Consider the following 22,861-nt stretch of genomic DNA (forward strand, 5'->3'; position numbering starts at 1 on the left):
TGTTCATCGACAAGAGCACCCAGACCGTCCAGATCACCGGGACCGATGGCGGCAACTTCGAGAAATTGGAAGTGGCCGGTAACGGCGCAACGACCACCATCAACGACACCATCGACAAGGTTGATGTAGTCCTGACGGCCACCAAAACCGTGGGTGAAGGCGGCGAGATCGTCTACACCGCGACCCTGGTCGACAAGGATGGCAAGCCAGTCACCAACACCACTGGCCCACTGACGGTGACCCTGGATAACAACCAGACCATCACCATCGGCGTGAACCAGTCGAGCGGTACTGTTTCGGCTGTAGCACCGGATGACGTGTACAAAGGCGACCAAACCGTTACGACCGGCATCAAGGAAGTAACTGGCGGCGAGCATTTCGAAAATCTGGTCCCAGGTACCGACACAGTCACCACTATCGTGACTGACACACCGGGCACCGATAACACCACCACCGTCACTCTGACTGCGCCTAGCGCCGTCAACGAAGGTGGAAAAATCATCTACACCGCCACCTTGAGCAACAAGGCTGACACCGACGTCACCCTGACCCTCGACAACAAACAAACCATCACCATCAAGGCCGGTGAAACGGTCGGTACCGTGACGGTTGATGCTCCAGGCGATGACGTGTTCATCGATAAGAGCACCCAGACGGTCCAGATCACCGGCACCGCTGGTGGCAACTTCGAGAAGCTCGTGGTGACGGGCGATGGCGCGACGACGCAGATCAACGACACCATCGACGATGTGAAGGTCGTACTGACCGCCACTACCAGCGTCGCCGAAGGTGGCCAGATCGTCTACACCGCCAGCCTCGTGGACAAGAACGGCGTGGCCGTGACCAACGTGGGTTCCGACCTGGTGATCAAGTTGGATAACAACTTGAGCATTACCATCGGCAATGGCAAGACCAACGGTACTGCCAACTTCACCGCGCCGAATGACTTCTACGTCGGTGCCAAGGATATTTCCGCCAAGATCACCAACGTGGTCAGCGGTGGCGACAAATATGAAAACCTGATCCCGGTCGGCACGCCAGTGGTCACCAAGGTAACGGACGTGACGAGCAACACCGTGATCAGTATCGCGGGCGACGCCTCGGTTACCGAAGGCCAGACCGCTCACTACACGTTGAACCTGACCCAACCGGCGGAAACCGAAGTCACGGTGACCCTCTCGTACAAAGGCGTGGCCCAGGACGGTTCAGACTTCACCGGCGTATACACCGTGAAGATTCCGGCCGGCCAAAGCACCGCGACGTTCGATATCAAGACTATCGACGACAAGCTGACCGAGCCTACGGAGAAGTTCGAGATCAGCATCTCTGGCACTTCCGGCGGCAACTTCGAGAACCTGGTGGTCAGCCCCACCAACGGTAAAGTCGAAACCTCGATCATCGATAACGATGCACCACCGGTTATCGATCTGGATGCCAACAACTCCAGCGGCGCCACCGGGAACGACTTCAAGACCACGTTCACCGAAGGCGGCAATAGCGTGTCGATTGCTGACACCGACATCAAGATCACCGACCCGGACAGCACCCAGCTGACTGGCGCCACGGTGGTGCTGACTAATACTCAGCCGAACGATTCGTTGGGCTACAGCAACGTCACCGGTATCACCGTGACTTCGGTCACAGACCCTGTCACCGGCAAGATCACCCTGACCTTGACTGGCACGGCGTCGCTGGCTGACTACATGCAGCAGATCAAGAACATCACGTTCAGCAACAGCAGCGACAACCCGAGCACCACGCCACGGACCATCACCGTGACCGTGACCGACGGTGGCAACTACTCGAACGTGGCGACCACCACAGTCAACGTAACGGCAGTCAACGACGCACCGGTTGCCACTGGCAGTGCCGTTACCGGTACCGAAGACACGCCGCTGAAGCTGACCTGGGCTAACTTTGGGGTCACCGATGTGGATTCCCCTCAGACCAGCCTCGGGGTGAAAATCACCGAGCTGCCAGTTGCCGGCAAGCTGCAGTTCCTCGCAGCGGATGGCACCACCTGGACCAACGTGAGCGCCGGCCAGACCTTCACCAAGGCGCAGATCGACGGTGGCCAGTTGCGCTTCACGCCAAACGCCAACGAATCCGGGGCCGACGGCTACGGCGGCACCGGTGTGGGCAACAAGCAGGCTGATTATGCACAGTTCAAGTTCCAGCCAACCGATGGCAAGGACCTGGGCACCAGCACTACTGTGAAAGTCGACATCACGCCGGTTGCGGATGCGCCAACCTTGAGCGTTGCCGACAACAACATCGCCTCGATCGGCCTGACCAAGCAGAGCTGGAACAGCATTGCGAACCTGGGTACCAACGGCAACGGCGCCTCGGCGACCGTGCTGAAAAATGCGATCGACAAAGCAGGCACGCCAAACAGCACGACGATTGCCACCGACGTCACGTCAACTGCAGACGTACCGGGCGGCGCCGGGTCGAAGACCTCCGGCCTGATCTACCTGGAAGCCGGCAAGACTTATACCTTCAGCGGTTATGGCGATGACAGCATCCTGGTCAACATCGGCGGCAAAGACGTGGCCAGCGGCACCTGGGGCTCGAACTCCGGCCAGTTCAGCGGTACGTTCACGCCGACCAGCAATGGCTACTACAGCATTGATATCTACCATGCCAACCAGGCGGGCGCCGGCAGCTATGACGTCAACCTGTCGGTCAACGGTGGTCCGGTCACTAACCTGAGCAATACCAACATCCCGATCTACACCGGGGTCAATGACCTGATCAACGCAGGTGCCCAGGTGTCTGACCTGCACGGCACCAACGGCCAGGGCTACTACGATGCGTACAAGCTCAACGAAGGGCTGGAAAACGGCACGGTCAAGCTGACCAAGGTCACCACCGGCCTGACCGATACCGACGGTTCGGAAACCCTGAGCGTGAAGATTGGTAGCATCCCGGTGGGCGCAGTGCTCAGCGACGGTGCCGGGCATACCTTCACGGCGACCAATGGCCTGACCGAAGTCAATGTCACCGGCTGGGACCTCAATAATTTGAGCCTCAAGCCACTGCCTTACACCAGCGGCCAGTACAACCTGACCGTGACCTCGACCTCCACCGAAAGCCTCGGCGGCTCGGCCACAACCGTTGCCAACCTGCCGGTCAAGGTGTACCCGGCAACCTATAGCGGGAGCACGGCGACTTCGGGCGATGACAACGTCATGGGCACCAGTGGCAACGACATCATCGTGGCGGACGTTTCGGGCCTGAACGTGGTGCAGGGCAAGAACTACAACATCGCGTTCATGATCGATACGTCGGGCAGTATGGGTGCGGACTCGGTGGCGGCGGCGAAAGCCTCGCTGACCACCGTGTTCAACTCGCTGAAAGACAGCATCGGCTCCAGTACCTCTGGCATCGTGAATATTTTCCTGGCGGACTTCGATACCCAAGTCAACCAGACCGCTACGGTCAACCTGAAAGACCCAGGTGCCCTGGCTGCCCTGCAGAAAGTCCTGGACTCGATGGTGTCTGAAGGCGGGACCAACTACGAAGACGTGTTCAAGGCCGCATCCAACTTCTTCAACAGTGCCAAGGCGACCAGCAACACTGGCGCAATCAACACAACGTACTTCATCACCGATGGCCAGCCGACGTATTACCAACGCAGCGAGCAGGGCAACCCGACCTTGTACGGCAACGTCAAGCTGGATGATGTCGTCAACATGAACAACTACACCTTAGGCACCGCCACCCGGATCACTATCGACTCGACTCACCTGATTGATATTGATGCTGTCGGGAAAATGACGCTCTGGATCAACAACGGGGGCTGGTCGCAGTACAACCCGGGAGTCATCCACGCCCAAGGGGATGGCACTTTTGAGCTGTCGGTGCGTGACGGTTATGGCAACTATACCGACACCACCACCACCACTAACTCCAATAGCGCATTCGCACTGCTCAAGGGCCTGTCCACCGGCGGTGTCGAAGCCATCGGCCTCAACAGTGGCGTCAGCCTGGATCAGTTGAAACCGTACGACAGCGATAACAAGCCACAAGCCAACATCGATCCGAAGGACCTGGCCAACGCTATCCTCGGTAGCAGCGAGGCCACCCTGCCGGGTGCCGACCGTGTCGATGGGGGTGACGGCAACGATATCCTGTTTGGCGACCTGGTGACCTTCACGGGTGTTACCGGCGAAGGCTACAACGCCATCCAGACCTACGTGGCTGGGAAAAGCGGCGTAGCGGTGTCTGCAGTCACCGGCCAGGATGTGCACAAGTACATCACCGAGCACTACAACGAGTTCAACACCTCGGGTGCCAAGGACGGCAATGACACCCTGCTGGGTGGCTCGGGTGATGACATCCTGTTCGGCCAGGGCGGCAACGACTACCTGGACGGCGGCAAGGGCAACGACATTCTGTTGGGCGGTACCGGTAACGACACGCTCATCGGCGGCCAGGGCAATGACATCCTGATCGGCGGCACGGGTGCCGATACCTTTGTCTGGAGAGCGGGCGACACCGGCAACGATGTGATCAAGGACTTCAAGGCATCGGAAGGCGACCGTATCGACCTGCGCGACCTGCTCAAGGGCGAAACCGACGGCACCATCGACAACTTCCTGAAGTTGACCACGGTGGATAACGTGACCACGCTGCAGATCAGTTCCGAAGGCAAGCTCAACGCCGCCGGTGGCCTGGCCAACGCGGATGTGACGATCAAGCTGGAAGGTAACAACTGGTCCGGTCAGTCGATCAACTCGCTGATCACCGGTGCCGACCCGACCATCAAGGTCGATCACACCTAAAGCAACCCTGAATCGGCCGCCTCTTGAGGCGGCCGATTCATTTGCGGCCACCGTTCACTGGCATGGGGTCGCGATTGCACGGCATACTCACGCCCAATCGCGCGCCGTTGGCCTATGCTCTGACAGGCTGTCGTCAGTTCTTCTCATGAGGGATGTTCAATGTTCTACGTGCAACGTGATGCACAGGGTGAGCTGATTCGCGCCGAGGCGGTTGCCTTCGCCGAGTCGACCGGGACCCTGCCAGCGGACCATCATGAGATCCAGGCCTGGTTCGCCAATGAAGAAGCGGAGGTGAGCCTCAAGCAGCTCAAGCACAGTGACTCGGAGATGATCCGGGTGCTGGAAGACTTGATTCAGGTACTGATCCACAAAGGTGTGATCAACCTGACTGACCTGCCGGTCGCCGCACAAGCCAAGTTGAAAGACCGCAGCCACGCGCGGGAAGCACTGGGTGGCCTGAGCCACCTGATCAATGATGATGAGACCGGCCTGATCTGAGGCCGGCCCACGGCCTCAGCGCCAGGGCGCCGGTTCACCAAACAATTGGCCCTGCACGCCGAAAATCCCCATCTCACGAATCACCTTCAATTCACCCTCGGTTTCGACCCGCTCGGCAATCAGCGGCAAGTCGATGCTGTGGGCTGCGCGCTGGATGGCTTCGATGAACAGGCGCTTGTCGCTTTCCTGATCGATGTCGCGGATGTAGCTGCCATCGATCTTCAGGTAGGCCAGGCCCAGGCGCGCCAGGTTGCCGATCATGCTGAAGCGCCCGCCAAAGCGTTGCAGGCTGAGGGAGAAGTTCAGCTCGCGCAGGCGCTGGGTCAACTGCTCCAGCACGGCTTGCTCAGGTAGTTGCTCTTCACCGATCTCCAGGGTCAGGCGCGGGCCCAGGTTGGCGTGCTGGCGCAGCAGATCGAACACGCGATTCAGGGCCTGCGGGTCTGCCAGCGTGGCCGCCGACAGGTTCAGGGCCAGCGAATGCTCGTGGCTGGCCATCTGCTTGAGCACCAGCTCCAGCATCAACCGGTCCAGGCGCGCCGACCAGCCAAACCGTTCAAGCCAAGGCAGGAAGCGCCCGGCCGGGATGGTGTGGCCCTGGCCGTCCACCAGGCGCGAGAGCACTTTGTAATGCAGGATCAGTTGCGGATCCTGGCTGGCCACTACCGGCTGGAAATACAGTTCAAAGCGCTGCTGGCTCAGCGCCTGGTCGAGCAGTGAGTGCCAGGCGTGATGATCGTCGCCAACACTGGCGGCTGCGCTGTGGTCCAGGCACACCCAACTGACATCGCCCTGGGTTTCGGCCTGGGCCAGCGCCTGGTCGGCCAGAGTCAGCAGTGCCTGGGGAGAATCACCATGATTGAATGGGGCCAGGCCTATACAGGCAACCGGCGACACATCGCTGGCCCCAGTGGCTTGCAGGCTTTGCAAGGTACTTTCCAGGTTCTGCGCCAGCTGCAACGCCTCTTCACGCATCAACCCCGGCGCCAGCACCGCAAATTCGCCGCCGCGGATGCGCGTGACCAGGTTGTGGGTTTCCGGATACGGCTCGCACTGGCGCAGCAGTTGTTCGCCGACTGCCTGCAGCAACTGGTCGGTGCGCTGGCCGCCCAGCCGTTGGTTGAGACCGGCCAGGTCCTTGACCCGCAGCACCAGCAAGTAACCCGAGTTGGTTTCCTCAGGGTTGCTGACCCGCGCGTTGAGCTGCATCTCGAAATAGCGTCGATTGGCCAGGCCCGTGAGGTTGTCCTGATAGGACTCCACCCGCAGCTTTTCACTGCGCTCGGCCTGTTCCTGGAACAGGGCCTTGAGCTTTTCCACCATCTGGTTCATCGCCTGCACCACCCGGCGCAGTTCCGGGGTGCGCGGCAGATCCGGCAGGCTCAGGAACTCGCGGCGGGCAATGGCGTGAGACTGCTTGACCATGTAGTCCAATGGCTTCAGTTGCCGGCGCAGCAACAGCGCGCCCAGCACGGCACTTACCGCGCCACACAACAGCAGCCAGCCGAGGCTGCCCAGGGCGCTCTGCCACAGCTTGGCCAGGGCAAACATCGGATGGCTGACCACCTCGACCCGCGCCGCCTGTTCCCAGCCACGGCTGACCAGAGCGTCGCCACCGGCCGGCTCAAGGCCGATCAACTTGACGAACCAGTTGGGCACGCCGTTGTTGTCGGGGACACCGCTGCGCTCGACGATGACCTGGTCATTGGTCACGTCGACCACGCGGATGCTCGCGTAATAGCCGCTGTCGAAGATCGAGCTGACCAGCAACTCGACCATCGCCGGGTCGTCGATATTGGGTGTCAGGGACAACGCCAGGGCCGTCGCCGCATCCTGCGCATGGGAGCGCAGCTGGTTCACGTACTGGGTACGCGAGCTTTCCAGGCTGACCATGAAGCTGCCGCTGAAGGCGACCACCAGGAACAGACAGATAGCAATCAACAGCTGTTTGAACAGTGACATCTGAACAGTTACTCCTCGTTGGCCGGCTCGGCGGGGAAGCCTTCCGCACGCATTTTCTTCAGCACATCCTGCCAGCGCGACAGGCGTTTGGTGTCGCCGACCTTCTTGTTGCCCTTGGCGCCCGGCAGGTACAAGCCTTCGGCGTTGAAGGAGTAGACCGGCAGCAAGTCGGTCCGTTGGCTGGCGGGCTGGATTTCGTCGATCAGGCTGTCGAGCACCAGCGGCATGGCCTCTGGCGTCGAATAATAGGTCAAGACCATGTGGGCACGATTCTGCCGCAACGCCTTGACGTAGGTAATGCGCAATTTGTCGCTGGAGACGCCCAGGCGGCGTAGGCTGAAATACTTGGCGATGGCATAGTCTTCACAATCGCCGGCGCCTTTCCACAGGGCTTCGATGGGCGTTTCCCAGTAATCGACCTGGTTCCACAAGTCGATATCCTCGACATAGCGCACCCGCTTGTTGAAGAACAGGTTGACCACCTTGAGCTGCTCCAGCTCACTGCCTTGTTTCTGTGTCGCCAGCAACTGCTGCCAGTCGTCGATACGTTGCTGTCCTGCACCCAGCGGCCCATAGAGCCCCGTGGCGCGCCGGCTGATCTGGGAAAAATCCCAATCGGCATGCAGCCCGCCGGGCAATAAGCCAGCCAGCAGCAGCGCTGAAAACAGCCAGCACAGGATCCGCGAGGGAGTAAAACGTACCGCCAATGGCTTCAGTCCGTAGAAAGAGACGGAGAATCAATCGATGGTGAAGGGTCGATCGGCAAAAGACAATGGCACAGTGCAATCACTCAGCGCCCACTCAGCTAAACCATTGCGCCTTGTAAGACGCCCGCAAGCCATAATGTGCGATGAAATACCGCGCTGTTGAGTCGCTTACAAAGGGAAACCTTGCCTGTTTGACAAGCCTGCATGCAATCTCTAGTGTTCTTTGGATCCAATTAGCCATAACCCATTCCAACAAGAAAGGAGGATAGCGTAGTCGTGACGCACAAGCCGAACCCTTTGAGCAGCATCAAGATCAGTGGGCCCATTCCCGCTCACCTCGCTCGCTCCGTTATCGAAGAAACATTGCGCAACGCCATACTGGATGGCCGTCTGCCTTGCGGCACCGCCATGCGCCAGCAAGAGCTGGCCAGCCTGTTCGGGGTCAGCCGGATGCCGGTGCGCGAGGCGCTGCGCCAACTGGAGGCACAGTCGCTGCTGCATGTTGTAACCCATAAGGGTGCCGTGGTTGCCCCGCTGATTGAAGATAACTCCGCGGAGACCTACGCCCTGCGCATTCTCCTGGAATCAGAGGCACTGCGTTTAGCGATCCCGTTGCTCAGCGAGAACGATATCGAACAGGCGGGCGCCTTGATCGACACCCTTGAGCGCGAAACCGACTACACCGAAATCGGCCGGCTCAACCGCCTGTTTCATATGACGCTGTATGGCAAGGCACCCAACCAGCGGCTGTTAAACCTGGTGGAACATGGGCTGAACGAGGAGGAACGTTTCCTGCGGTTCAACCTTGAAGCCATGGGGCTGGGCGAAACCTCCCAGGAAGACCACCGCGAACTGCTGAGCCTGGTCGCACAAAAAAAGGTCGAGCAGAGTGTACTGACGCTGCGCAATCACCTGATGCGCGGGATGGAAGTGATCACGCATTACCTCAACAGCATTGAACAGGACAACGATAAAGGGCCGCGGTGACTTCTCCCGACCTTGGCCGCCCCGTGCGCGGCCTGGATCACCAGGCGCCGCATATGTCCAAAGCCGCTCCGTACCCGCCGTCCCCTCCTGGACGGTTGCGCCAACAGACCCGAGATTGACCGACAGGAAACCGCCAGCGTTGCAAAGCAACAGCGAATCAAACCCTGCCCGTTAAGTCCACTTATTTAAACTCGCAAACAACAAGGAAAGTTCCTACTTCGAACAGAAAGTTCAACTACAGCATTTCCCTCCCCGTAGAAAAACCTTATATAACTCAGAAAATATCTGAACACTTAACCAAGTGATTACTCTTTAATGGGGCTTGGCACTTCAGTCGAAAGCGTGGACACAGGCCTGGGCATAACTGTGGACAACGCGCGCGCCAACAAGACTAGCGTGCTTTGTCACTATTTGTTGCTTGCCAGGTAACCAAGCCAGACGCAAGAGCCTCACGATCGGGCAACAAAGCCCTCGCCAGCAACATGCACTTGGTTCTAAACAACCTTTTCATTTGAGTCGACACAACGACTTATGGGCATTAACCATGTTTCAACTACAAGAACTAATTAGACATAAAAAATTGCAACTACATGAACATCCTATTTTTCTAGAGATCAATTCTTTCCCTCAGTTACAACACTTTATGCAAAACCATGTTTTCGCCGTTTGGGACTTCATGACGCTGACCAAACGCCTACAACAGGACCTGACCTGCATGCGCCTGCCCTGGCTGCCGCCGACAGACCCGCAGGCCGCGCGATTAATCAACGAAATTGTCCTGGACGAAGAATCAGACCAGCGCCTGGACACTGGGCACAGCAGCCACTTCGAACTGTATCTGGACGCCATGCGCGAGGTGGGAGCCAGCACCCTCCCCATCGAACGTTTCATTGCGTTGCAGCGAGAGGGGGCAAGCGTCGATAGCGCCTTGGCACAGGTCACGATTGATCCTGCGGTAGAGCGCTTTGTCCGGCACACCCTGGACGTTGCCTTGAACGCACCGATCCATTGTGTCGCCGCAACCTTCCTGCATGGCCGCGAAAGTGTCATCCCGACGATGTTCAAACGCATCCTGGAAGGCAGCAACGTTGCCCACCGGCAAGCCCCCAGCTTGTGCTACTACCTACAGCGACACATCGAGTTGGACGCCCAGGGCCACGAGCCGGCCGCAGAGCGCCTGCTTAGGCGGTTGACCCAGTCGGACCCCCTGCGCGAAGAACAGGCCTGGAGCGCGGCCCTGAGCGCCGTAGAGAGCCGCATTGCCTTGTGGGACGGCCTGCGCCAGGAGGTGAGCCTGTGAACGCTGCCGACTACCGCCCGTTCGCGACCGACTGGGAGCATCGAGCGACCATCCGCACGCGTCCGCGACGCCTGCTGGAAAATGACGACAAGCTGATCTATCCCCTGTGTCGCCAACCGTTGGTACTCAGTGCGAGTTTTCTCGAACATTGCCCACAGTGGCGCGATTTTGTCCTGGTGCAGACGTTCTACAAGTTCATCCACGACGTGGTGATCTTTGAAACCGAGATCGTTGATAAAACCGCACGGGGCATCGCCAAGAATCGCTGTTCAATCCCCTTCCCTGCCGCCTGCCGCTACGACGCCATGACCGTGGTGGTCGATGAGGACTACCACGCCCTCGTCGCCCTGGACTTCATGCAGCAAACGCTGGAGCAGACCGGTATCGCACCGCTGGAACTGCCGGCGACTATCGAATTGAGCCGCGCCATACCCATCGCGCAGGCACAAGCGCCGGCGCATCTACAGGATGCCGTAGAGCTGATTTGCGTGGCGATTGCCGAGAACACGGTCACCCATGACGTGGCGGCGTTTGCCAAGGATGACAGCGTCAAACAATCGGTAAGGGGGTTGATGGCCGACCATCTGGCTGACGAGGGGCGCCACGCCAACTTTTGGACCTGCCTGGTGCGACTCTACTGGCAAACGGCAAGCGAAGAAGACCGCCACTGTATCGCCCGGGTCCTGCCGATCTTCCTGCAACACTATTTGACCAATGACCTGCAAAGGGACTTCGACCTGCGATTGATCGAGCATCTGGATATCAGTCCCCATGCCCGCGCAGCACTGCGGGTCGAGGTCAACGCCTTGGACTTCCCCATCACCCATCAGCACCCGCTGATCAGTAACATCATGGGGTTGCTGCGCCGCAGTGGGCTGCTGCAAACACCGTGTGTCGCCCAAGCGTTAAACGCCTATCTGCCTGCATCCGGGAGCCCGTCATGAGACGCCTCGGCATTACGCTGGTCGGAACCAGCCCGGCCTTGCATGAACTGGGGCTGGCACTGGCGCCCTTTGGCCATGATCTCGCCGCGCAGGCACCGGCAATCGACCTGTTGATTGAAGACGGCAGCCAGCCCGTCACACAGAACCTGGCCGGCATGGCCGTGATGAGCCTGCGCCTGTCCATCGGGCCCTTGAGTGACAGGGGGCTGCCGGTCCTGCAAATACGCTGCTATGACCGTGCACAACAACTGCTGGCCGTGCTGGACGTGACACCGCCCTCCTGCGGCAACGGTCAACAGCTTCGGCGCCAGGCCGTGGCACGCCTGGCCGAATGGGTAGCGCTGCAAGTCAGTGGTTTCTCGCGCAACCCTGGCCATTTCACACAGCACGCGAGTGCTTCCATACATCCAGAGCAGAGCCTGCTAGGCCTGGAGGGACTGGCATACCTGCATCGCCTGAACCGAACTGATGAACCGCTGCTGATGCAAAAAGCTCGCACGCCGCTGATCAAGCAACTGGAGCAAAGCTTGCGGGTCTTTGCCGACAGGCCGGCCCTGGAGATCGATGGCCACACCCTGAGCTATCGCCACTTGTTGCGGCACAGCCTGGCCATTGCGCAGGTGCTGCGGCCGTTGCTCGGGGCTGGGCAGGCGCCTGTGGTCGGTATCTGCCTGGGCAAGTCTGTCGGGTTGTACGCCAGCATTCTGGCGACCCTGGGCTGCGGCGCGGTGTATCTGCCGCTGGAACCGGGCCACCCACTGCCGCGCCAGCGAGCCATGCTGGAGAATGCCGGCGCCCTGGTGTTGCTCGATGATGGTCAACATCCCTTGCGCGCGAACTTCATGGCTGTGGATGTCAGCCACATAGACAGCCAGCACATCGACGACAACGCCCCCCTGACGCTCACTTCGCCCTCCGCTGACAGCGCCAGCATGGTGTTGTACACCTCGGGCACCACCGGCCAGCCCAAGGGAGTGTTGCTCAGCCAGCATAACCTGGCTCATTTCTCTGCGTGGTACAGCCAGTATGTGGAACTGCGTGAATGCAGCCGCGTACTGCAATTTTCATCGTTGAGTTTTGATTCTTCACTGATCGATCTCTTTCCGGCCCTGAGCCAGGGCGCGACTCTGATTGTTCCCAGTGAAGAACAGCGTCGCGACCCTCATCAGTTGGTTGAGTTGATCCGGCAACAGCGTGTCTCTCACGCATTCCTACCGCCGGTACTGTTAAGCCTGCTCCCGATGGATCGACCGCTGGGCTTGAAGCACTTGGTGACCGGTGGCGACCTCTGTGAACCCCATGTTATCCAGCAGATGGCCGGGCAATGCGCCTTGCACAACCTGTATGGCCCGACGGAGGCCACAGTGCTGGTCAGCAGCCGCCGGATGCGGGCTGACGACAGCAATCTCAACCTCGGTAAGCCAATCGCCAACAGCCAGGTGCTGATCCTCGACGAGCAGCACCGACCGGTCGAGGATCAGGTGGTCGGCGAGCTGTACATTGTCGGCCCCGGGGTAAGCCTTGGTTATGTGAACCAGCCACAACAGACGGCCAAGTATTTTGTGCACCTTGTGCTGCCTGACGGCCAGGCCTTGCGCGCCTATCGTACGGGAGACCTGGCGAAATGGACTGTAGAGGGCATCGAGCTGGTCGGGCGCCAGGACCAGCAGGTGAAGATCCGTGGCTTTCGGGTCGAGCCCCGGGAAATCGAGCAGTGTCTGCGCGCCAGCCAGCTATTTCGCCAGGTGGCGGTGGTGATTGACTGCGATCGCAGAGTCCTCGCGTTCGTGGCCAGCGCTGATCCAAACTATTCAGGCACCGCCGTGGCAGCGCTCAAGCAACATGCCAGGAAGATGCTGCCGGACTATATGCAGCCGACCGTGTGCAAGGAGCTGGCGAGCCTGCCCTATGGCAGCAATGGCAAGGTTGACCGCCAGGCCTTGCTGGCGCTGGCGGTTCAAGCCGCCGTCTCGGACAGCCCTCAACGGCGGCCCAATACGCCAGTGGAAGTGCAATTGCTGGGCCTGTGGAGTGAGCTGCTGGGGTTGCCAGTCAACGAGATCTCGACTGATGACAGTTTTTTCCATCTCGGCGGCCACTCTATCCTGCTGTCAACCATGCTCCTGCGGATTCGTGAGCTGTACGGGCGCAGCCTGCCCCTCAATCGATTTATCGAAGCGCCAACGGTGCAGACGCTTGCGGCGTTGATGGGCGATAGCGCGCCAGGTACCGCGCCCACCGATCGGGCGCTAAGCGATGCACTACGTACGCTGGATATTGCGCTGTTGTCGGGGGAGCATGCCGGTGATCGCCACAAGGCTATCGTGACGGGCGCCAACAGCTTCCTGGGCATCCATATCGTCGAAGCCCTGCTGGTGGCCGGGGCGACAGAAGTGGCTTGCCTGGTGCGCGAAAATCCTAGGCAATCGGCCATTGCACGGTTCACCGAAGCCTTGCGCGAATACCGCCTGGAACACCTGGACCTGAGCCGCGTGCGTGTGTACACGGCCGACCTGCGCCAACCTCGCATGGGGCTGCAAGCACAGGTCTATGAGCACCTCGCCCGCCAGTATGGGGTGCTGGTACATAGCGCGGCCCACGTCAATCACGTCATGGACTATGCATCGCTGGCCCAGGACAACGTGGAGCCGGTGCTTGAATGCCTGCGCCTGTGTGAAACCCATTGCAAGAAAGTGCTCAATTTCGTGTCCACATTATCCGCGTCAAGCAGCGTCGGGCCTGACGGGCAAGTGCTTGAAGCACCTGCGGCAAGCACGCCGCCGCTCTACATCAAGAACGGCTACAACCTGTCCAAATGGGTGGCTGAGCGACTCTTGGGGCGTGCCGCCGGGCAAGGCGCCTGGATCAATATCTATCGACCCGGGAACATCAGTTTCAATAGCCGCAACGGCGTCTGCCAACCGCACAAAAACCGCTTGATGCTGATGCTCAAGGGCTCGCTGCAGTTGGGCCGGGTGCCACGCCTGGGATTGAACTTCGATCTGATGCCGGTGGATTTCCTGGCGCGTTTCATTGCCTTCCACAGTGGCAACTGCGTTGCCGAACGCAGCGTCTTCAACCTGCACAATCCGCAGCCTTTGAGGTGGGAAACCTACGTGGAGTCGTTTCGCCAGGCAGGTCATGCGTTCGAGTTGGTGAGCGTAGCGGATTGGCAACACCATCTGCGCGAAGTGGGTCGCGAGAATGCCCTTTTCGGAGTGCTCGGGTTCTACCTCAATGGGCAGGGAGAGGATATTGGCGACATTTCAATGATTCGCCATGAGAACGCACGCCATGGCGTCGAGCAGATGGGTGCGCAGTATCCCGAAAAAGAACCCGCGTTGTTACGCAGAGGATGCCAGTACCTCAACGCCATCGGCTTTCTGTGAGCCCCGCCACCAGGAAAAACTTATGAGACAGCTACAACCCGATACGTTGATCAAAAACCCCCAAGGCAAGCCGCTGGTGTCATCAGTGGTGACTGCCGGCAGCGCCGCCAACCTGTGGCGGGTCGTAGGTCGATTCGAGGGGTTTGACGCGTTTATTCCTGCCCTGGCACGCATCACAATGACGGGCAGCGGTGTGGGATCGCTACGTAAAAAACGCTTCCACGATGGCAATATCGTCGTGGAACAGCTCAACAGTTACGATGCGCTGGCGATGCACATGACCTGGACCACGATCTATAACACCTTGGGCGTGGCCCGGCTGTGGGCGGCGATGAGCGTCGAGTCGCTTGGGGAGAACCTGGCGCGTGCGACCTGGACCATCATCGCCGAGCCTCTTGATGCCGGCGATAAAGAGGGATTTGAACAGTTCATCCAGGGGTTCGCCGACAGTGCACTGGATAACGTGCGTCGGTTGCTTGGCTGAAAAAAATGGCGCAGTGCATTGCTGCACTACGCCATGTTTACCGCAGGCTGATCAGATCTTGAAACTGTCGACCAGTTGCTTCAAGCGATTGGCTTGTTGTGACAGCGCATCACAGTCTTTCAAGGTCTCGTTGAGATTGGCCACACCTTGCTGGTTCAACAGGTTGATCTGGTTGATATCAACATTGAGCGTCTCCACCACGGCAGTCTGTTCCTCAGTGGCTGCCGCCACCGACTGGTTCATGCCATCAATCTCGACGATTCGCTGAGTCACGCTGATCAAGCGTTCACCCGCCTGGTTGGCGACCTCAACACTTTCTTCGCTGGACACCTGGCTGGCGTTCATCGTGGTGACCGCTTCGCGTGAACCGATCTGCAGCGAGGTGATCATCTTGTGAATCTCCTCCGCCGACTCCTGGGTACGGTGCGCCAGGTTGCGGACTTCGTCGGCCACTACGGCAAAACCACGGCCGGCTTCACCGGCACGGGCAGCCTCAATCGCGGCGTTGAGGGCCAGCAGGTTGGTTTGCTGGGAGATGCCCTTGATCACATCAAGAATGTGGCCGATGTTATCGGTACTGGCATTCAGCGTTTCGATCTGCGTGCAGGACAGGCTGATCTTCTGCGACAGCTCGGACATCGCCAGGATGGTTTTCTCCACCACTTGACGACCGTCATCGGCTTGCTCACTGGCGCCACTGGCGTGTTGCGAGGCGTCAGCGGCGTTACGGGCGATTTCCTGGGTGGCGGCACCCAGTTCGTTAATGGCCGCAGCAACGCTGTTGGTACGGGCGCTCTGCTCGTCAGAGCCGATAATCGAGGCGTTGGACGATGCCATCACTCGCTGGGAAAGATCGTGCACATGCCTCGTTGCTGAAGACACTTCACTGATGGAGGCATGAATGCGTTCGACAAACTGGTTGAACGCGCCACCCAGCTCGCCAAACTCATCTTTGCTTTCCACAGCCAGGCGGCGGGTCAGGTCGCCCTCACCCTGGGCAATGTCCTGCATCGCACGGCCCATAGTTGTCAGGGGACGCATCAGCACCTGAATCAACAAGCTCAGCAACACGGCAATCGCTGTGACGGCAATGAACATCGCGATCAAAGCGGAGGTGCGGAATTTACTCAGGGGTGCGTAGGCTTTGTCTTTGTCGATCGACAGGCCTATGTACCAGTCAGCGCCCGGCAAGTCGCTGATCGGGGTAAAGGACAGAATACGGTCCTGGCCATTGAGGACGACGTCCTGATTAACCTTCTCAATACGGACGTTGCTGCCTGGATAGATGTCCTTGAGGTTTTTCATCACGTGGTCCTGGTCGGGACTGACGATCACCTGCCCGTCGCCACTGACCAGGAATGCATGGCCAATGCCACCGAAGTCTACCGAGTTGATGATCTTCACCAGGGTTTGTAGGCTCAAGTCGCCACCGACCACACCGAGCAGTTCACCATTCTTCTTGACCGGCATCGCGATGGTGACGATCAAACCGCCGACGGCGGCCTTATAAGGCGGCGTCAGCATGGGTTTGTCGGCAGCAACAGCCTGCTTGTACCAGGGGCGCTGACGTGGATCGTAGCCGTCAGGCATTTTCGCGTCAGGGCGCTGAGTGAAGACGCCGTTGGTTGAACCGACATAGGTGAACTGAAAGTTCGAGGTGAATGCCGGCTGATCAACCAGACCGGGAAGGTCGGCATTGCTGCCTTGGTGAGCAACGTTCTGCGCAAGGTTTTCCAGGACCAGCACCCGACCACTGAGCCAGTTCTGCACGCTGCTGGCAGTCAGGTCACCTGACTGCTGGATGGATGACTCCAGGTTTTGCTTGATGGTATTGCGCTGCAGGTAGTCGTTGTACAACGTGAAGAGCGCGAAGGCCAAAACCACGACGCCTGACGCGGCCAACAGAATTTTATGACTGAACTTGAGATTCATTTCATCGACTTCTTTTTGCCAAAAGGGGGTGAGCGTGCCGAATGCAACTTTCCATGTACGGTATAGGCGGACTCTACGACCGCTCTATTTCGGTGCACGCATGGCTCATCAGGCTTTCGGCCGAGACTGGATAAATCTTAGAAATTTGTGGGATACATCTTCTTTTTATGTATGAAATCGACAGGCGGTCAGGCTAGAACACTTAGGCCCCAAAACGACAAAACCCCCGCCTGCGTTAGCAGACGGGGGTTTAGGAATTTGATCTTGACGATGACCTACTCTCACATGGGGAAACCCCACACTACCATCGGCGATGCATCGTTTCACTGCTGAGTTCGGGATGGGATCAGGTGGTTCCAATGCTCTATGGTCGTCAAGAAATTCTGTGTACCAGAGCGTTGCGCTAGCAACGGCCCGGTGAAATTCATGGACTTCTACATAAACAAAACCCCTGTCTGCGTAAGCAAACAGGGGTTCTGGAATTTAATCTTGACGATGACCTACTCTCACATGGGGAAACCCCACACTACCATCGGCGATGCATCGTTTCACTGCTGAGTTCGGGATGGGATCAGGTGGTTCCAATGCTCTATGGTCGTCAAGAAATTCGGGTACTGAGTCGTGACCAGTTGGCCTCGCTTCAGCAAATTGGGTATGTAATAGAATTCGGTGTTTTGTGAGAATCGAACTTTCGGTTCATTTCGTCTTCACACACCGCAATCTGATGCTCTTTCGAGTAGTCAAATTGCTTGGGTGTTATATGGTCAAGCCTCACGGGCAATTAGTATTGGTTAGCTCAACGCCTCACAGCGCTTACACACCCAACCTATCAACGTCGTAGTCTTCGACGGCCCTTCAGGGAACTCAAGGTTCCAGTGAGATCTCATCTTGAGGCTAGTTTCCCGCTTAGATGCTTTCAGCGGTTATCTATTCCGAACATAGCTACCCGGCAATGCCACTGGCGTGACAACCGGAACACCAGAGGTTCGTCCACTCCGGTCCTCTCGTACTAGGAGCAGCCCCTCTCAAATCTCAAACGTCCACGGCAGATAGGGACCGAACTGTCTCACGACGTTCTAAACCCAGCTCGCGTACCACTTTAAATGGCGAACAGCCATACCCTTGGGACCGGCTTCAGCCCCAGGATGTGATGAGCCGACATCGAGGTGCCAAACACCGCCGTCGATATGAACTCTTGGGCGGTATCAGCCTGTTATCCCCGGAGTACCTTTTATCCGTTGAGCGATGGCCCTTCCATACAGAACCACCGGATCACTAAGACCTACTTTCGTACCTGCTCGACGTGTCTGTCTCGCAGTCAAGCGCGCTTTTGCCTTTATACTCTACGACCGATTTCCGACCGGTCTGAGCGCACCTTCGTACTCCTCCGTTACTCTTTAGGAGGAGACCGCCCCAGTCAAACTACCCACCATACACTGTCCTCGATCCGGATAACGGACCTGAGTTAGAACCTCAAAGTTGCCAGGGTGGTATTTCAAGGTTGGCTCCACGCGAACTGGCGTCCACGCTTCAAAGCCTCCCACCTATCCTACACAAGCAAATTCAAAGTCCAGTGCAAAGCTATAGTAAAGGTTCACGGGGTCTTTCCGTCTAGCCGCGGATACACTGCATCTTCACAGCGATTTCAATTTCACTGAGTCTCGGGTGGAGACAGCGCCGCCATCGTTACGCCATTCGTGCAGGTCGGAACTTACCCGACAAGGAATTTCGCTACCTTAGGACCGTTATAGTTACGGCCGCCGTTTACCGGGGCTTCGATCAAGAGCTTCGCGTTAGCTAACCCCATCAATTAACCTTCCGGCACCGGGCAGGCGTCACACCCTATACGTCCACTTTCGTGTTTGCAGAGTGCTGTGTTTTTAATAAACAGTCGCAGCGGCCTGGTATCTTCGACCGGCATGAGCTTACGGAGCAAGTCCTTCACCCTCACCGGCGCACCTTCTCCCGAAGTTACGGTGCCATTTTGCCTAGTTCCTTCACCCGAGTTCTCTCAAGCGCCTTGGTATTCTCTACCCAACCACCTGTGTCGGTTTGGGGTACGGTTCCTGGTTACCTGAAGCTTAGAAGCTTTTCTTGGAAGCATGGCATCAACCACTTCGTCACTCAAAGAGTAACTCGTCATCAGCTCTCGGCCTTAGAATCCCGGATTTACCTAAGATTCCAGCCTACCACCTTAAACTTGGACAACCAACGCCAAGCTGGCCTAGCCTTCTCCGTCCCTCCATCGCAATAACCAGAAGTACAGGAATATTAACCTGTTTTCCATCGACTACGCTTTTCAGCCTCGCCTTAGGGACCGACTAACCCTGCGTCGATTAACGTTGCGCAGGAAACCTTGGTCTTTCGGCGTGGGTGTTTTTCACACCCATTGTCGTTACTCATGTCAGCATTCGCACTTCTGATACCTCCAGCAAGCTTCTCAACTCACCTTCACAGGCTTACAGAACGCTCCTCTACCGCATCATCCGAAGATGATACCCGTAGCTTCGGTGTATGGTTTGAGCCCCGTTACATCTTCCGCGCAGGCCGACTCGACTAGTGAGCTATTACGCTTTCTTTAAAGGGTGGCTGCTTCTAAGCCAACCTCCTAGCTGTCTAAGCCTTCCCACATCGTTTCCCACTTAACCATAACTTTGGGACCTTAGCTGACGGTCTGGGTTGTTTCCCTTTTCACGACGGACGTTAGCACCCGCCGTGTGTCTCCCATGCTCGGCACTTGTAGGTATTCGGAGTTTGCATCGGTTTGGTAAGTCGGGATGACCCCCTAGCCGAAACAGTGCTCTACCCCCTACAGTGATACATGAGGCGCTACCTAAATAGCTTTCGAGGAGAACCAGCTATCTCCGAGCTTGATTAGCCTTTCACTCCGATCCACAGGTCATCCGCTAACTTTTCAACGGTAGTCGGTTCGGTCCTCCAGTTAGTGTTACCCAACCTTCAACCTGCCCATGGATAGATCGCCCGGTTTCGGGTCTATTCCCAGCGACTAGACGCCCTATTAAGACTCGCTTTCGCTACGCCTCCCCTATTCGGTTAAGCTCGCCACTGAAAATAAGTCGCTGACCCATTATACAAAAGGTACGCAGTCACCCAACAAAGTGGGCTCCCACTGCTTGTACGCATACGGTTTCAGGATCTATTTCACTCCCCTCTCCGGGGTTCTTTTCGCCTTTCCCTCACGGTACTAGTTCACTATCGGTCAGTCAGTAGTATTTAGCCTTGGAGGATGGTCCCCCCATATTCAGACAAAGTTTCTCGTGCTCCGTCCTACTCGATTTCATGACTAAGAGATTTTCGCGTACAGGGCTATCACCCACTATGGCCGCACTTTCCAGAGCGTTCCGCTAATCTCAAAGCCACTTAAGGGCTAGTCCCCGTTCGCTCGCCACTACTAAGGGAATCTCGGTTGATTTCTTTTCCTCAGGGTACTTAGATGTTTCAGTTCCCCTGGTTCGCCTCTTACGCCTATGTATTCAGCGTAAGATAACCATCTTATGATGGCTGGGTTCCCCCATTCAGACATCTCCGGATCAAAGTCTGTTTGCCGACTCCCCGAAGCTTTTCGCAGGCTACCACGTCTTTCATCGCCTCTGACTGCCAAGGCATCCACCGTATGCGCTTCTTCACTTGACCATATAACCCCAAGCAATCTGGTTATACTGTGAAGACGACATTCGCCGAAAATTCGATAATACTCAAAACTGAGTAACTCACAAATTTTACCTTAGCCTGATCCGTTACCAGTGAAAGTAACGTTCAGTCTATCTTTCTATCACATACCCAAATTTTTAAAGAACGAACTAGTCAAAGACTAGAAATCAACATTCACCATCACAACGATGGAATGCTCATTTCTAAGCTTTATACAAACAGAAGCAGTAGTGGTGGAGCCAAACGGGATCGAACCGTTGACCTCCTGCGTGCAAGGCAGGCGCTCTCCCAGCTGAGCTATGGCCCCGTATTTCTACAGGCGTTTCCCACACAAAATTGGTGGGTCTGGGCAGATTCGAACTGCCGACCTCACCCTTATCAGGGGTGCGCTCTAACCAACTGAGCTACAGACCCAATTTCGGGCTGCTTCTTTCGTCTTCTTCAATGAATCAAGCAATTCGTGTGGGAACTTATGGAGCAGCTGATGTCGTCGATTAAGGAGGTGATCCAGCCGCAGGTTCCCCTACGGCTACCTTGTTACGACTTCACCCCAGTCATGAATCACACCGTGGTAACCGTCCTCCCGAAGGTTAGACTAGCTACTTCTGGTGCAACCCACTCCCATGGTGTGACGGGCGGTGTGTACAAGGCCCGGGAACGTATTCACCGCGACATTCTGATTCGCGATTACTAGCGATTCCGACTTCACGCAGTCGAGTTGCAGACTGCGATCCGGACTACGATCGGTTTTGTGGGATTAGCTCCACCTCGCGGCTTGGCAACCCTCTGTACCGACCATTGTAGCACGTGTGTAGCCCAGGCCGTAAGGGCCATGATGACTTGACGTCATCCCCACCTTCCTCCGGTTTGTCACCGGCAGTCTCCTTAGAGTGCCCACCATTACGTGCTGGTAACTAAGGACAAGGGTTGCGCTCGTTACGGGACTTAACCCAACATCTCACGACACGAGCTGACGACAGCCATGCAGCACCTGTCTCAATGTTCCCGAAGGCACCAATCTATCTCTAGAAAGTTCATTGGATGTCAAGGCCTGGTAAGGTTCTTCGCGTTGCTTCGAATTAAACCACATGCTCCACCGCTTGTGCGGGCCCCCGTCAATTCATTTGAGTTTTAACCTTGCGGCCGTACTCCCCAGGCGGTCAACTTAATGCGTTAGCTGCGCCACTAAGAGCTCAAGGCTCCCAACGGCTAGTTGACATCGTTTACGGCGTGGACTACCAGGGTATCTAATCCTGTTTGCTCCCCACGCTTTCGCACCTCAGTGTCAGTATCAGTCCAGGTGGTCGCCTTCGCCACTGGTGTTCCTTCCTATATCTACGCATTTCACCGCTACACAGGAAATTCCACCACCCTCTACCATACTCTAGTCAGTCAGTTTTGAATGCAGTTCCCAGGTTGAGCCCGGGGATTTCACATCCAACTTAACTAACCACCTACGCGCGCTTTACGCCCAGTAATTCCGATTAACGCTTGCACCCTCTGTATTACCGCGGCTGCTGGCACAGAGTTAGCCGGTGCTTATTCTGTCGGTAACGTCAAAACAGCAAAGTATTAATTTACTGCCCTTCCTCCCAACTTAAAGTGCTTTACAATCCGAAGACCTTCTTCACACACGCGGCATGGCTGGATCAGGCTTTCGCCCATTGTCCAATATTCCCCACTGCTGCCTCCCGTAGGAGTCTGGACCGTGTCTCAGTTCCAGTGTGACTGATCATCCTCTCAGACCAGTTACGGATCGTCGCCTTGGTGAGCCATTACCCCACCAACTAGCTAATCCGACCTAGGCTCATCTGATAGCGCAAGGCCCGAAGGTCCCCTGCTTTCTCCCGTAGGACGTATGCGGTATTAGCGTCCGTTTCCGAACGTTATCCCCCACTACCAGGCAGATTCCTAGGCATTACTCACCCGTCCGCCGCTCTCAAGAGAAGCAAGCTTCTCTCTACCGCTCGACTTGCATGTGTTAGGCCTGCCGCCAGCGTTCAATCTGAGCCATGATCAAACTCTTCAGTTCAAACATCTTTGGGTTTTTAAGAAACCCTAAACTTGGCTCAGCAATCGTTGGTTACATCTTTGATTTCTCGCGGAGTAACTTGTGATGCTGATAATCTTGTTGACTATCAGTCTGACTCCACAAGCACCCACACGAATTGCTTGATTCAGTTGTTAAAGAGCGGTTGG

The 22,861-nt window shown here is 57.1% G+C and carries 9 protein-coding genes, 2 tRNA genes, 4 rRNA genes and 1 pseudogene; 7 read left to right on the forward strand and 9 right to left on the reverse strand.

The genetic code is table 11. The features are described 5' to 3' along the window. Together BFQ03_RS30800 and BFQ03_RS21285 are read left to right on the forward strand one after the other, a co-directional pair. Positions 1 to 4,787, forward strand: a pseudogene (locus BFQ03_RS30800) (LapA family giant adhesin); the annotation flags it as partial. A gap of 159 nt (positions 4,788 to 4,946) precedes the next feature. Then, positions 4,947 to 5,285 (forward strand): hypothetical protein, encoded by a 339-nt coding sequence (locus BFQ03_RS21285; RefSeq protein ID WP_032862694.1) that lies wholly within the window; start codon positions 4,947 to 4,949, stop codon positions 5,283 to 5,285. A gap of 15 nt (positions 5,286 to 5,300) precedes the next feature. Here the strand turns inward: BFQ03_RS21285 and lapD are convergent, their stop codons facing one another. Further along, positions 5,301 to 7,247 carry a cyclic di-GMP receptor LapD gene (lapD, locus tag BFQ03_RS21290; RefSeq protein ID WP_032862693.1) on the reverse strand — a complete coding sequence of 649 codons (1,947 nt, stop codon included), beginning with the start codon at positions 7,245 to 7,247 and terminating at the stop codon, positions 5,301 to 5,303. A gap of 8 nt (positions 7,248 to 7,255) precedes the next feature. Beyond that, complete coding sequence (gene lapG, locus BFQ03_RS21295) at positions 7,256 to 7,954, reverse strand: cysteine protease LapG (protein WP_032862692.1); 699 nt, start codon at positions 7,952 to 7,954, stop codon at positions 7,256 to 7,258. Between the two features lie 276 nt (positions 7,955 to 8,230). On the opposite strand from lapG, the gene BFQ03_RS21300 reads away from it, so the two are divergent. The 5 genes from BFQ03_RS21300 to BFQ03_RS21320 all read left to right on the forward strand — a co-directional run bounded on the left by BFQ03_RS21300 (position 8,231) and on the right by BFQ03_RS21320 (position 15,058). Beyond that, positions 8,231 to 8,941, forward strand: coding sequence for a GntR family transcriptional regulator (locus BFQ03_RS21300; protein WP_032862691.1), 711 nt, complete (start codon positions 8,231 to 8,233; stop codon positions 8,939 to 8,941). A 544-nt stretch (positions 8,942 to 9,485) separates the two neighbouring features. Beyond that, entirely contained in the window at positions 9,486 to 10,241 is a 756-nt protein-coding gene (locus BFQ03_RS21305; protein ID WP_032862689.1) for a DUF3050 domain-containing protein, read from the forward strand. Beyond that, on the forward strand, positions 10,238 to 11,185 hold the full coding sequence (locus tag BFQ03_RS21310) for a diiron oxygenase (RefSeq protein WP_065943980.1): 948 nt from the start codon (positions 10,238 to 10,240) through the stop codon (positions 11,183 to 11,185). The genes BFQ03_RS21305 and BFQ03_RS21310 overlap by 4 nt, the downstream gene beginning before the upstream one ends. Further along, positions 11,182 to 14,574 (forward strand): amino acid adenylation domain-containing protein, encoded by a 3,393-nt coding sequence (locus tag BFQ03_RS21315; RefSeq protein ID WP_065943981.1) that lies wholly within the window; start codon positions 11,182 to 11,184, stop codon positions 14,572 to 14,574. The genes BFQ03_RS21310 and BFQ03_RS21315 overlap by 4 nt, the downstream gene beginning before the upstream one ends. A 22-nt stretch (positions 14,575 to 14,596) precedes the next feature. Continuing rightward, positions 14,597 to 15,058 (forward strand): SRPBCC family protein, encoded by a 462-nt coding sequence (locus tag BFQ03_RS21320; protein ID WP_065943982.1) that lies wholly within the window; start codon positions 14,597 to 14,599, stop codon positions 15,056 to 15,058. Between the two features lie 51 nt (positions 15,059 to 15,109). Here BFQ03_RS21320 and BFQ03_RS21325 read toward each other — a convergent pair whose 3' ends face one another. The 7 genes from BFQ03_RS21325 to BFQ03_RS21355 all read right to left on the reverse strand — a co-directional run bounded on the left by BFQ03_RS21325 (position 15,110) and on the right by BFQ03_RS21355 (position 22,694). Next, the gene (locus BFQ03_RS21325) at positions 15,110 to 16,990 is read right to left on the reverse strand and encodes a methyl-accepting chemotaxis protein (protein ID WP_032862685.1); all 1,881 of its coding nucleotides are present in this window, start codon (positions 16,988 to 16,990) and stop codon (positions 15,110 to 15,112) included. A gap of 262 nt (positions 16,991 to 17,252) precedes the next feature. Beyond that, positions 17,253 to 17,368, reverse strand: a 5S ribosomal RNA gene (gene rrf, locus BFQ03_RS21330). 109 nt (positions 17,369 to 17,477) lie between these two features. Further along, positions 17,478 to 17,593, reverse strand: a 5S ribosomal RNA gene (gene rrf, locus BFQ03_RS21335). A gap of 157 nt (positions 17,594 to 17,750) precedes the next feature. Then, a 23S ribosomal RNA gene (locus BFQ03_RS21340) occupies positions 17,751 to 20,644 on the reverse strand. A 249-nt stretch (positions 20,645 to 20,893) separates the two neighbouring features. Then, positions 20,894 to 20,969 (reverse strand) — tRNA-Ala (locus BFQ03_RS21345). A 30-nt stretch (positions 20,970 to 20,999) separates the two neighbouring features. After that, a tRNA-Ile gene (locus tag BFQ03_RS21350) sits at positions 21,000 to 21,076 on the reverse strand. Between the two features lie 81 nt (positions 21,077 to 21,157). Then, positions 21,158 to 22,694, reverse strand: a 16S ribosomal RNA gene (locus BFQ03_RS21355). The 16S, 23S and 5S rRNA genes sit together here with 2 tRNA genes alongside, the layout of an rRNA operon. Positions 22,695 to 22,861: the final 167 nt, after the last annotated feature.

The sequence above is a fragment of the Pseudomonas sp. 25 R 14 genome (genome assembly GCF_900004755.1).
GTDB lineage: Bacteria > Pseudomonadota > Gammaproteobacteria > Pseudomonadales > Pseudomonadaceae > Aquipseudomonas > Aquipseudomonas brenneri.